The sequence below is a fragment of the Phytobacter massiliensis JC163 genome, assembly GCF_000321045.1.
In the GTDB taxonomy this organism is placed as follows: domain Bacteria; phylum Pseudomonadota; class Gammaproteobacteria; order Enterobacterales; family Enterobacteriaceae; genus Phytobacter_A; species Phytobacter_A massiliensis.
Map to the genome: position 1 here is coordinate 1,436,669 of NZ_HE578945.1, position 12,477 is coordinate 1,449,145.

Consider the following 12,477-nt stretch of genomic DNA (forward strand, 5'->3'; position numbering starts at 1 on the left):
CTTATTCCTCCAGTTGTTGAAGACTGCGGCTGCGAATCTCTTGTTGCAGCTTCTCAATCACTTCACTTACGTCCATGCTTCCCAGGTCTTTCCCGCGGCGGGTGCGAACGGCAACTTTGCCTGCTTCCACCTCTTTATCACCACAGACCAGCATATACGGGACACGACGCAAAGTGTGCTCGCGGATTTTAAAGCCAATCTTCTCATTTCTCAAGTCTGCTTTTACTCGAATGCCCGCATTTTGTAGTTTACGAGTCAATTCGTTAACGTATTCAGACTGGGAATCGGTGATATTCATGACCACGACCTGCACCGGCGCAAGCCAGGTGGGGAAGAAGCCTGCGAACTCTTCGGTCAGGATGCCAATAAAGCGCTCCAGCGAGCCGAGAATCGCGCGGTGAATCATTACCGGTACCTGACGCTCGTTGTTTTCGCCAACGTAAGAGGCGCTCAGACGAGACGGCAGGGAGAAGTCCAGCTGGACAGTGCCGCACTGCCATGCACGATCGAGGCAGTCATATAATGTAAATTCAATTTTCGGACCGTAGAACGCGCCTTCACCCAGCTGATACTCAAACGGGATGTTGTTCTCTTCCAGCGCGACGGCCAGGTCCGCCTCAGCACGATCCCACATTTCATCGCTGCCGATACGCTTTTCGGGGCGAGTGGAAAGTTTGACGACGATTTTCTCGAAGCCAAAGGTGCTATACATATCATAGACCAGGCGAATACATGCGTTAACTTCATCGCGCACCTGCTCTTCGGTACAGAAGATATGCGCATCGTCCTGGGTAAAGCCGCGCACGCGCATCAGGCCGTGCAGCGCGCCTGACGGCTCGTTGCGGTGGCAGCTACCAAACTCCGCCATACGCAGCGGCAGGTCGCGGTACGATTTCAACCCCTGGTTGAAAATCTGCACGTGGCCGGGGCAGTTCATCGGTTTGATGCAGTACTCACGGTTCTCAGACGAGGTGGTGAACATCGCATCTTTGTAGTTGTCCCAGTGGCCGGTTTTTTCCCACAGCACACGGTCCATCATGAACGGCCCTTTAACTTCCTGGTACTGATACTCTTTCAGCTTGGAACGGACAAACGTTTCCAGTTCGCGGAAGATAGTCCAGCCGTCGTTGTGCCAGAACACCATGCCCGGCGCCTCTTCCTGCATATGGTAGAGGTCAAGCTGCTTACCGATTTTACGGTGATCGCGTTTGGCCGCCTCTTCCAGGCGCTGCAGATAGGCATTCAGGGTTTTTTTATCCGCCCATGCGGTGCCGTAGATACGCTGCAACATTTTGTTGTTGCTGTCGCCGCGCCAGTAAGCGCCCGCGATCTTCATCAGTTTGAAGTGATGGCAGAAGCGCATATTCGGCACGTGCGGCCCACGGCACATATCAATGTATTCTTCATGATGATAAAGACCCGGCTTGTCATCATGCGCAATATTTTCATCAAGAATCGAGACTTTGTAAGACTCGCCACGCTTCACGAAGGTTTCACGCGCTTCGTGCCAGCTCACTTTTTTCTTAATGACGTCATAGTTAGTTTCGGCGAGCTCATGCATCCGTTTTTCGAGCGCGTCGATATCTTCCTGGGTCAGGGTGTGGTCAAGGTCAACGTCGTAGTAGAAGCCGTTATCAATCACCGGGCCGATGGCCATTTTGGTGTGGGGCCACAGCTGTTTGATGGCGTGACCTAACAGGTGCGCGCAGGAGTGACGGATAATCTCCAGCCCTTCTTCATCTTTTGCGGTGATGAGAGAGAGCGTGGCATCGTTCTCGATGATATCGGACGCATCCACCAGCTCGCCGTTAACGCGGCCGGCAATGGTCGCTTTCGCAAGACCCGGACCAATATCCAGCGCCACATCCATCGGACTTACGGCACGATCGTAATGGCGTTGACTGCCATCAGGAAGAGTAATTACTGGCATTTCATATCCTTAATTCGCAGTGGTGACCCACACGAAAGATCACATACGAAGTAAATATTTGATTATAGAGATTAAATCACGCCGCCATCTAACCAACCATTGCTAAATTGGCGCGTAATCTGCTACGTCATCAAGCGCGTTACGCGCATCCTTTTTGTGACGTGTGTCGATGTTAACACTAATAAAAGCGGGAGTGCACCCCTTGTTGCCCTTCCCTCAGTGCAGAAACAGTCAGGAGGTTTCAAAACCCAACGCCCGAATCACCTCCGCCATCGCCTCTTTGGTGAGCGCCGGGCGCGCCACCTTCTGGTTGGCGAGCATGGTGCGCACCATACCGGCAATCACAATGTGCTTAGGCTCCTGGCCCAGGTCGCGCATCTCCAGCACCACCTTGCCCACAATCCGGCACATCTCGTCATACAGTTCGCTATCGTTGCGCTTGCCCATAATTCTCCTGTTATGTGCGGTCAGCAAGGAAATTTGGCTTAAAGTTCTTCGCTGCTCTGCCGATTAAATAAGATACAAGCTGAACGCAAGAATATCAGGAAATGCAGGCGATTAATTATAATGACGTTGCAGCACGCACGCTGAATAACCGTAGTAGCGCTGCCTCCTCCCTAAAACAGGCTATTGAGCGCCTCTCCTCGGGCCTGCGCATTAATAGCGCGAAAGATGACGCCGCAGGCCAGGCGATTGCTAACCGCATGCGCGCGAATATCAGCGCAGACGGCGTTGTGGCGCGCGGCCTGGATGACGGCATCAGCCTTGCGCAGACGGCGGAAGGCGGGTTGATAAGCATTGGCGATCTGCTGATTCGCGCTAAAAGCCTGGCCGTGCAGGCAGCCACCGGCACGCTCTCCGAGAGCGACAGGCAGAGCATCCAGAGCGAATATCAAAATATTCTCGACGCCATTACCGATATTTCTGAAGGGACGGAAATCTTTGGCCGCTATCCGCTGGCGACGGATAAACCGCGACTGCCGCCGGTGCTGATTGGCGATGTGGCGCCGGTCGGGACAAAGTTTCCGGTTCAGGGCGCGAATTACTCGTTTAGCTCGGGTATCGTTTCGCTGGCCTATATTCCCTCAGGAGCGACTGATATCACCATCACCATTGACTCTCTTGGTCTGGATGATGATATTCAGCTTTTTACCCGCGACGGCAAGCATCTCGCCGGCACGCCTGTTGAGGGAACCGATCCCGACTATACCTGGAGCAGTCGCGGCATCACCTCCGGCGCAAAAGTCGAAAGTAAGGTCTTTACCGCGGCTAACGGCTTTGCCAGCGGTGCCACTTATGATGGCTCAGCGCTGATTGAAGGCGGTGCGGCGTGGGCGCTGGACGGGAGCGAAACGCTGACCTACAACGGCATGACCATCAGCTACAGCGGCGATGGCGATCGCTATGAACTGGCTAACGCGTATAACGACGGCAGCAATGGTTCAAATACCCTTGAACGCGTCAAAATCGATACCGTCACCGAAGATTTAATCGTGATGGTCGTGGGCAGCGGCTCCTTCACCGGCAACCTGACTTACGGCAATTTACCGCAGCCGACCACGCAGCCTGCCGTTCAGCCCAAACAGAGCTCTGCGGTTGAAATCGTCACCAGCGCTAATTTTGGCGATGACGTACAGTCCGTCACCCTTGCGCCAACGCCTGCGGATATCACGACTCTGGGCCTGGACGCCACCAGCCTCACCAGTGCTCAATCTGCTGGCACAGCGATGCGCGCGCTGGATAAAGCGCTGAATACGGTCAATAGCTACCGCTCAGACTATGGCGCGGCGATAAACCGCTTCGAATCCAGTAAAGCCGCCCTCTCCGCGCAAAGCGTCGCTACCCAGGCAGCCAAAAGCCGCATCGAGGACAGTGACTTCGCCCGGGAAGCCAGTGAGAAAGTAAAAGCGCAGATATTGCAGCAGGGTCAGGACGCGGTACTGAAAATTGCCAATCAGACGCCAGAGAATATTCTGGCCTTGCTGCGGGGATAAATCATGTTGCCCGTAACGGGCCGGCTATTTCACCAGCCGGCCCCCGCTCATTACATCTTATAACCGAGCGTCACCGTCGTTTTACGATCGGTATGCTCCGGCGCAGATGATGGCGGTTCGGAGTTCCACGTTACGTTGTAGGCCACTTTCAACCCAAAATGTGAGTTAATGGCAACGTTTAACGCCGTTTCGGAGTTTAAGGTCGTATCCTCTGCGCCAAAGACAGAAACGCCCTGGGTGAACTTAGCGGTATCCGTCATTTGCCATGCGTAGGTGCCGGAGGCATAGCCCAGCCCCTGCGTTTTGGTCTCTCCGTCGGTGTACTCGTCATAGCGCACGCCAGGACCGAATTCAAAGCGGAAGCTGTGTACCGGGCCATTAAGGAACTGACGACCATAACCGGCGGTCAGGATATCGCGCTCACGATAACCATTGTAGCGGTCGGTCAGCCAGCTGGCCTGGCCAAACAGATAGTCGTAATCCGTCATGTTGTAGCGGCTACGGCCACCAACGGCATATTTTTCCGATGAGCGTTCATCGTTGGAAGAGGTATTGCTGGCATTGCCCCACAGGGACCACGCGGTAGAAGTGCCATACCAGGTCAGCGTGGAGTCAGCGGTTAAAGAGGAGCTTTTGGTGTTACCTGACTGGGCCAGATAACCGCCATTGAGCGAACCTTCAAACGGTTTTTGCGCGGTGGATGGGTCATCCATGACAGTAAAAACGGTATCATCAGCGGCAGCATTCATGGACGCAAGCACGCCTCCCGCAACAACAACCAGTGCGGGTACTGTCTTAAAAAGCTTCATTTGTTATCTCTAAATACATTACAAGGTTAAGCGCATCGTGCGCTGCCGGAATGTTAATACTTTCCGTGAACAAAAACGATGAAATTTACTTCGCCCGAGCGGCTTTAGCACTATCGTACAGCTGCGGCGATTAAAGCCCTCTCCTTCCCTGTTTCTGGCGCAATCCGCCCAGTTTCGCGCGCTTGCCAGGACTCGCCAATATAGCCAGCAGCCTACCCTCAGGCATTAAAGACTAAATAAAGACTTAACATAGAATTTACAGGAACGGGCTTATTGATTACTTTTTTGTTAATGCAGCAGTGAGTCAATTACTCGCGCATGCACGATCGCATATTTACATGGGGAGGCTGCTGATACATCCCTTTCAGACGAAAGTCATATTCATGTCATAAATAGGTGACTTTAAGAATGGTTATCATTAATGACTATTGATTGACTATGAAGAGATAAAAAGAAAACTCAACCAATCAAGAAGATAGAATAAAGACTATTAACAATCTTTATTTAGTCATTGCGTAGTGATGGAGGGAGGAATAACATTCATCATATAAATATGACATAGCAATGACTTGCTAATGTCTGGTAAATGATGATAGCGCGTCGAGGAAATCGAACAAAATGAATAACCGCACGAAGTTAATCACCTTAGTGATTGCTGCAACGGCAAATTCCGCCTGGGCATGTAATAACTTCGAAGATTGTAAAGTGTCGCTTGAAAGCTACCGGCAGTTTATGGGTACAGCGCAGGCGGAAACGGAGTTTCAACGGCTGGGTTTACCGGCAACCATGCGATCGGATGTGGAGGGTATGCTGAAGGATAGGGCCGACACCGGACTGATCTATCAGAAATTCTGGAACAGCAGCCAGACTCCTGCCGCCCTCCCCCTGGCCACGCCACAGCCAGAGTATGTTGAAAAACCGGTCTATCAGCAGGATAAACAACAGCAAATAGCCGGCGATGCCAGGCAGGATCACGACATTGAAACAGTGAGGGATCACACGAATGCCATAGGGACAGCGCTGAACAATCGCATCGTGAACCTTAACGGCAAAGTGGAAACCGTAAAAGCCGACGTTGCCGCCAATACCACTGCGATTAAAGACGCCACAGCCCACACCGACGCCGTCGGTACTGCCCTGAACAGCCGTATCGTGAACCTCAATGGCAAAGTGGAAACGGTGAAGGCTGACGTTGCCGCCAATACCACTGCGATTAAAGACGCCACTGCCCACACCGACGCCGTCGGCACCGCCGTGAACAGCCGTATCGACAGCACCCGTCAGTCGGTTAATCAGGTAAAAGCGAGCGTGCAGACTTTAGCTAAAGATACCGACTCTCGCTTTGCCGATACGGCCGAGCGCCTGCGCGGCCAGACAGATAAAATTGACGGTGTCGCGCATGATGTTAATGAGGCTAATCGCCACACCGACGCCGTCGGCACCGCCCTGAACAGCCGTATCGTGAACCTCAACGGCAAAGTGGAGACGGTGAAAGCTGACGTAGCCGCCAATACCAACGCGATTAAAGACGCCACTGCCCACACTGACGCCGTCGGCACCGCCCTGAACAGCCGTATCGACAGCACCCGTCAGTCGGTTAATCAGGTAAAAGAGAGCGTGCAGACTTTAGCTAAAGATACCGACTCTCGCTTTGCCGATAGCGCCAGCCAGATTGCCGCCACCGCGAAAACCATCGCAGAAAATAAGGCGGAGCAAAACAACAAGGATGACGCGCAGGATCATGCGGTTAAGACAGCCAGCGACAAAGCCAGCCAGGCGCAAAGCGATGCGCAAAACGCAACGGCTATCGCGACGGTTGCCGAAGGCGTCGCCCACCGGCTGGATAATGCCAGTAACCCGCGTTACCAGAGCATGGTCGCCGCCCGTCAACAGGCTATTGAAGCCAGTGTGCCAGCAGAGATCCCCACTCCGACGCCAGCTGTTCTGAACGCCAGAGTCGCCGGCAACAGCAATGACAGCGCCACAACGACGATCGTTAAAGAGGAAGTAGACCCGGCCACCCGTCAGCAGGTGAATGACAACCGTACGACGATTCAGCAACACACCACCGAGATCGCGGCCAACAGCGGCGCTATTCGTGAAGTGCGCCAGCAGCAGACGGCCACCGGCGAATATGTGCAGCAGATGGATCAGGTTGTTCACCAGCACAGCGCGACGCTTAACCAGCACAGCGCGCAAATCAACGAGAACAGCAAGCGCATCGACCATAACAGCAAAGAGATCGCCAGCACCAAACAGGACCTGAAACGTGGCCTGAACAATGCTGCGGCCATGACGTCGCTGCACTATCACTCTGACAACGCCTGGGCATTGAGTACAGGGACCAGCAACGGCGACGGCGCAGCGCTGGCGGCAGGCGTGCAAAAGGGCCTGACAGAGCACATGGCCGTGAACGTTCAGGCATCAAGCTCCTTCGACAGCGGCTGGATGGCCGGCGTCGGCCTAAGCGGTGACTTCTGATAGCCCTTTAAATTACCAGGAAAAGATCATGAAAAAAGCTGTACTGCTGATAGTCACCACCCTTGCGGGGTTAGCTGGCTGCCAGTCTCCGTCATCGCGGATCGCCCAGTGTGAGGCTCAGGGTATTTCACGGGATACCTGTTATCTCGCCGAGCAAAATCGACAAAATACCTTTAATGCAGCGGCAGAAAAGCAGGCGTTAGAAAACGCAGCGCAGCTTGCCCAGGCCGCTCATAAACAGACTTATCGCGGCTTTGGCGTAACGGTCGTCAAAAGCGGCGACTGGGTGACGGTAGAGGGCAAGCCAGCGGTAGTTGAGGAAAAAAACGCCGACGCTGTCGTTTACAGCCAGGGAATTTATCACGTCATTTTCTATGCCACTGGAAAAGTCGCCCTGATGACTAACGGCCAGTTCAGCGGCTATTTGAAAAAATAGGTTAAAGCGCGCGGCCAGCCGTTTACCTCTATCGGCTGGCCGCCAGAAAGGTACTTATATGTTCATGTTTACCCTTTTCACCATTATCACCCTGCTCTGCGGTTATATTGTTAAATTAAAAAAGGCCATTGGCTCATATAAAAAACTGAATGCGGAACTTCACGACCGCTACAGCCTGCTCTGGACAGACTATCTGCGAAGAGGCAAAAGGATCACCCTGTATGAATCAGGCCTGTCAAAGGAAGAGGTCGACACGCTGGAGCGCAGAGTGCAGTGCAATCTGTCCCGCAAAGTCACGGCGGAAAGACTTAGCGAAGTGAAAGTCAACCTGTAAAACTCACGGTTCCGTATCGCCAAGGACAAACAGTGGTGAGTGAGTGCAGCCAACGCACATGCAACTTGAAGTATGACGGGTATATTTGTCTGCGATAAGACTGATGCATAGTGCTTAACAAGAAGAGATGTTACACTTTATGGTTTCTGAGTTAGCCAGGATGACGCCTGTCCGGAAACCGACACTATGGAACATATATTTTTTGAATATCCTTCATTAAAGCCTGGTGTGCCTGATGTTCAAACACTGATGCAAGTTATCCGTTCATCGAAAGACACCTGGTTTGTGATTGGCGATGAAGTGACTGATTTTGTTAAAAAAGCGCTTATCGTCAACACCACGATTATTAGCTTTAAAAATTGCAAATTTGCGTTTGAGAACGGCGCTTACTTTGTGGAGTTCGATGCCAAAGGCAAGTCTAAACAGTACACTGAAAAGCCAGACTGGTTTATCACCCCTGCCGAGTTTGCCCGCACACAATGGCTGGTCAACCACAACCTTGCAGACGTAAAGGCTACTGAATTTATCAAAATTCTGATGACTTACTCGCTGAAAGAGCGCAGAAGCCATTGTGATTTATTGTTCGGTCTCGATCTGCAAAAAACAGGCGGCGCCTCTTCAACGCCGGATAGCAAAACCGTTCGCACGGGCAACCGAGGCGGTAAAACAACGAAGCCCAAAGTGTTTGAAATGGGCTCATTTGAGCTTTTCGAACAGTTTTTCTCCCGCATGAAAGCCGCAGTGGCAGAAAATAAATTCCCTACCCTGCAGGTGCTTACCGGGATGGAAGATCTGACGCGCGCCCCGGGCAATCTGAAACAGGGCGTCAGAACCTGGTTTAAAGCTATCACCGGCGATTTACCGCCTAACAACAAGCGCGTTGACGCGGGCAATGCGGAACTGTTTTGCGCACCGATTCGCGCGCAGATCGAAGAGATCGAAAAGATCGGTCTGGAAAATTATTACCAGGCCCTCTCCCAGGCCGTGCATCAGGCAGGCGACGCCTACATTTCTGAATTCACTTTCCGCTACCCCCGGTAACCACGCCCCGCCGCTGCGGGGCCACCTCTTACCTGACTTTACATATCTCAACTCGCACTGCGTCCGTTGTTAGAGTAAAAAAAGAAGCCGTATTATTTACCTGCGTTGCCTTCTGGCCCGCAGGTGCCAGGCTTATGACAATCACAGTAAAAGGAGGTCATTATGGTACCGGTTTACACGCTGACGCTGGCCCCGTCTCTCGACAGCGCGACGCTGACGCCGCAAATTTATCCCGAAGGTAAACTTCGCTGTAGCACGCCGGTCTTTGAACCCGGCGGCGGCGGTATCAACGTTGCTCGCGCAATCGCCCACCTGGGGGGCAAAGCGACCGCGATCTTCCCGGCAGGCGGCGCAACCGGGGAACACCTTACCGCGTTACTCGCCGATGAACACGTCCCCACGCTTGCTATCGAAACCCGCGACTGGACCCGGCAGAACCTGCATGTACATGTGAAGGCAAGCGGGGAACAGTATCGCTTCGTGATGCCCGGCGCCGCCCTCACCGCGGATGAGTTTCGTCAGCTGGAAGAGAAAGTGCTCGCCATTGAGAGCGGCGCGATTCTGGTCATCAGCGGCAGCCTGCCGCCGGGCGTCGAGCTCAGCAAACTGACCCAACTGGTGAAAGCCGCCCAGCAGCGCGGCCTGCGCTGCATTATCGACAGCTCCGGCGAGGCGCTCGCTGCCGCGCTGGACATCGGCGATATTGAACTGGTGAAACCCAACCAGAAAGAGCTGAGCGCGCTGGTGGGTCGTGAACTTACCCAGCCCGACGATGTACGCAACGCCGCACGACAAATTGTCGCAGAGGGCAAAGCGCGCCGGGTTGTCGTCTCCCTGGGGCCGCAGGGCGCACTGGGCGTGGACGCTGAAAGCTGCGTGCAGGTTGTGCCGCCGCCGATGAAAAGCCAGAGTACCGTTGGTGCAGGTGACAGCATGGTCGGCGCGATGACCATGAAGCTGGCCGAGGGCGCCCCGCTGGCGGATATGGTGCAGTTTGGCGTCGCCGCCGGTAGCGCCGCGACCATCAATCAGGGCACCCGGCTCTGTTCCCTTGAAGACACGCAAAAGATCTACAGCTATTTACGCAACCATTAACCCCTACCCCTCGCCATGACGGCGAGGGCCGCCACCCCACCGGCAGTCGACAAATCCCCCCTGCGGACTATGCTAAAAACATTTGCCATAACAACGAGGTGAAATATGAGCAGCGATGGCATCACCCGCTACGTCATCACGGTGAAATTCCATGAAGAGAGTCTGGCGGAAATCAACGAACTGAATAACCAATTCACTCTGGCTGGCTTTCTGTTAACCCTGACGGATGAAGAGGGAAAAGTTCACGATCTGGGCACCAACACCTTTGGCTTTATCAGCGCCCTGAGCGCCGAGGAAGTCCGCTCTCTGGCAGAAGGCCTCGCAGAGAGCGCCGTGGGCGGGCCGGTTGACGTGCAGGTCGCAGAATGGGACGTCTGGCGCAAAGAAGAACAATAAGTGCCACCTGACACGCCAGAATACGCTGGTGTGCGTTAGTTCCTGTTTTTTCGCAGCAAAAGTGCGCTAACTTTATGATCTGGCTGATAACATGGGAGACATATCATGTGGCAAGCAATACGTCGTCTGTTAAGCGAGCAACTTGGCGAAGGAGAAATAGAACAGCGTGACGAGTTGCCGGGTGGTGAAATCCACGCCGCATGGCACCTGCGTTATGGCGGTCAGGAGCTGTTTGTGAAGTGCGACACGCGGGAGCTGCTGCCCATTTTCACTGCCGAAGCCGATCAGCTTGCGCTGCTGGCCCGCAGCAACACAGTCCGGGTGCCCAATGTGCTGGCGGTCGGCAGCGATCGTGACTACAGCTTCCTCGTTATGGAGTATCTCCCTCCCCGCCCGCTGGACGCGCACAGCGCCTTTCTGCTGGGGCAACAGATTGCCCGACTCCATCAGTGGAGCGACCAGCCGCAGTTTGGCCTGGATTTTGATAACGACCTCTCCACGACCCCACAGCCCAACGCCTGGCAGCGTAAATGGTCTACCTTTTTCGCAGAGCAGCGCATTGGCTGGCAGCTGGAACTGGCGGCAGAAAAGGGGCTGGCGTTCGGCAATATCGACGCGATAGTTGAACATGTTCAGCAGCGCCTTGCCTCCCATCAGCCGCAGCCGTCATTACTGCACGGCGATCTGTGGTCGGCAAACTGCGCGCTCGGGCCGGATGGCCCCTACATCTACGATCCGGCCTGCTACTGGGGCGACAGAGAGTGCGATCTGGCGATGCTCCCTCTGCACCCGGATCAGCCGCCGCAAATCTATGACGGCTATCAGTCAGTCAGCCCCCTGCCCGGCGATTTTTTAGAGCGCCAGCCCATTTACCAACTGTACACGCTGTTTAATCGGGCCATCTTATTTGGCGGTCAGCATATGCTGACCGCGCAGCAGGCGCTGGAGGGTGCTTGCAGCCTGATGACAAGACTGCGGATGCGGCGTTGCCTTACGCGGGCTACCATCAAGATTTGTAGCCCGGGTAAGCGACTGCGCACCCGGGATTTTTATGGATGCGGCTGCGCCTTATCCGGGCGAACGTCCATAACCCGCTATTTATAAAAAACCCAGCAGCGAAAAGAAGAAGTAGCCTGCAACAATGATAATCACCGGCAGAACATAGAGCGGGAAAATTTGCAAAAAAATGGTGTGATGAGGCACCACAATGCGTGACTCAATCTGTTCGCGGGTCATCCCTTCGCTTCCTTTGGCTTTTTCAAGGATCATCTGGTCCTGCACCCCTTCACGAAGAAAACGGGCCTGACGGCTCATCCTCGCGCCGGAGGCCTGTAACGCAAGGCCAACAAAAATCAGCGCGAAGATAATCCAGAATCCGACATTAAGCTGATGCTGAAAATCAGGCGTCGGCGAGTTGTACCAGAAGAGGTTCAAAAAAGGCGTATTGAAACGCATCATCTCAATCATCACATGGGCAAAATCCAGCATGACCGCATTAATGCCCGCCTGTTTTTCGCTGTGGTCGTACATAAATTTGAGAACGGAAATAATGGTCGAAACCACCGCTGGGATAAAAATTACCCATCCAAGAACGCGTTTGAGCACCGCAATGCGTCCAGCTTGTTGATACGTCATGAATTCCCCTCGTGAAGACGTTATCTTTTGTGCCTAAGTCTACCTGCTGATATTCATTTTCGCCCGCTCTTTAAAAACGCTATGATGAATAAGTAACCCGCTGCCTGACTTTTTCGGCAAATAAACGCATTAAAAGAGAGGTGTGAATGTCTGCCCCGCATCAAATACTCGCTGCCATTTTCGATATGGATGGATTAATCATGGATTCCGAGCCGCTCTGGGATCGTGCTGAACTGGAGGTCATGGCAAGCCTGGGCGTCGATATTACCCGCCGCCACGAACTGCCCGATACGCTCGGCCTGCGTATCGATGTGGTGGTGGGTCTC

The 12,477-nt window shown here is 53.8% G+C and carries 11 protein-coding genes and 2 pseudogenes; 9 read left to right on the forward strand and 4 right to left on the reverse strand.

Annotation, left to right across the window (positions count from 1 at the left end):
* Position 1: 1 nt before the first annotated feature.
* On the reverse strand, positions 2-1,930 hold the full coding sequence (gene thrS, locus ENTHG_RS07105) for a threonine--tRNA ligase (RefSeq protein ID WP_044177298.1): 1,929 nt from the start codon (positions 1,928-1,930) through the stop codon (positions 2-4).
* Positions 1,931-2,161: 231 nt separating this feature from the next.
* Positions 2,162-2,377, reverse strand: a complete 216-nt coding sequence (fumD, locus tag ENTHG_RS07110) for a fumarate hydratase FumD (protein ID WP_044177301.1) — start codon at positions 2,375-2,377, stop codon at positions 2,162-2,164.
* A 101-nt stretch (positions 2,378-2,478) separates the two neighbouring features.
* Here fumD and ENTHG_RS07115 point away from each other — a divergent pair, with 101 nt between their 5' ends.
* Positions 2,479-3,924, forward strand: coding sequence for a flagellin N-terminal helical domain-containing protein (locus ENTHG_RS07115; RefSeq protein WP_044177304.1), 1,446 nt, complete (start codon positions 2,479-2,481; stop codon positions 3,922-3,924).
* Positions 3,925-3,974: 50 nt separating this feature from the next.
* Here the strand turns inward: ENTHG_RS07115 and ENTHG_RS07120 are convergent, their stop codons facing one another.
* A complete protein-coding gene (locus ENTHG_RS07120; protein ID WP_044177307.1) occupies positions 3,975-4,733 on the reverse strand; it encodes a DUF481 domain-containing protein in 759 nt (252 codons plus the stop codon).
* A gap of 618 nt (positions 4,734-5,351) precedes the next feature.
* On the opposite strand from ENTHG_RS07120, the gene ENTHG_RS07125 reads away from it, so the two are divergent.
* The 7 genes and pseudogenes from ENTHG_RS07125 to ENTHG_RS07155 all read left to right on the forward strand — a co-directional run.
* Positions 5,352-7,214 carry a hypothetical protein gene (locus ENTHG_RS07125; RefSeq protein ID WP_044177310.1) on the forward strand — a complete coding sequence of 621 codons (1,863 nt, stop codon included), beginning with the start codon at positions 5,352-5,354 and terminating at the stop codon, positions 7,212-7,214.
* Positions 7,215-7,242: 28 nt separating this feature from the next.
* The gene (locus ENTHG_RS07130; protein ID WP_044177313.1) at positions 7,243-7,650 is read left to right on the forward strand and encodes a hypothetical protein; all 408 of its coding nucleotides are present in this window, start codon (positions 7,243-7,245) and stop codon (positions 7,648-7,650) included.
* A 58-nt stretch (positions 7,651-7,708) separates the two neighbouring features.
* A complete protein-coding gene (locus ENTHG_RS07135) occupies positions 7,709-7,984 on the forward strand; it encodes a hypothetical protein (RefSeq protein ID WP_044177316.1) in 276 nt (91 codons plus the stop codon).
* 186 nt (positions 7,985-8,170) lie between these two features.
* Positions 8,171-9,025, forward strand: coding sequence for a hypothetical protein (locus ENTHG_RS07140; RefSeq protein ID WP_044177319.1), 855 nt, complete (start codon positions 8,171-8,173; stop codon positions 9,023-9,025).
* A gap of 162 nt (positions 9,026-9,187) precedes the next feature.
* Positions 9,188-10,120, forward strand: coding sequence for a 6-phosphofructokinase II (pfkB, locus tag ENTHG_RS07145; RefSeq protein ID WP_044177321.1), 933 nt, complete (start codon positions 9,188-9,190; stop codon positions 10,118-10,120).
* A 105-nt stretch (positions 10,121-10,225) separates the two neighbouring features.
* Positions 10,226-10,516, forward strand: a complete 291-nt coding sequence (gene ghoS / locus ENTHG_RS07150) for a type V toxin-antitoxin system endoribonuclease antitoxin GhoS (protein WP_044177324.1) — start codon at positions 10,226-10,228, stop codon at positions 10,514-10,516.
* A gap of 105 nt (positions 10,517-10,621) precedes the next feature.
* Positions 10,622-11,464 (forward strand): annotated as a pseudogene (locus ENTHG_RS07155) (fructosamine kinase family protein); the annotation flags it as partial.
* A 150-nt stretch (positions 11,465-11,614) separates the two neighbouring features.
* Here ENTHG_RS07155 and ENTHG_RS07160 read toward each other — a convergent pair.
* Complete coding sequence (locus ENTHG_RS07160) at positions 11,615-12,151, reverse strand: YniB family protein (protein ID WP_044177327.1); 537 nt, start codon at positions 12,149-12,151, stop codon at positions 11,615-11,617.
* A gap of 146 nt (positions 12,152-12,297) precedes the next feature.
* Between ENTHG_RS07160 and ENTHG_RS07165 the strand changes: the two are divergent.
* Positions 12,298-12,477 (forward strand): annotated as a pseudogene (locus tag ENTHG_RS07165) (hexitol phosphatase HxpB); the annotation flags it as partial.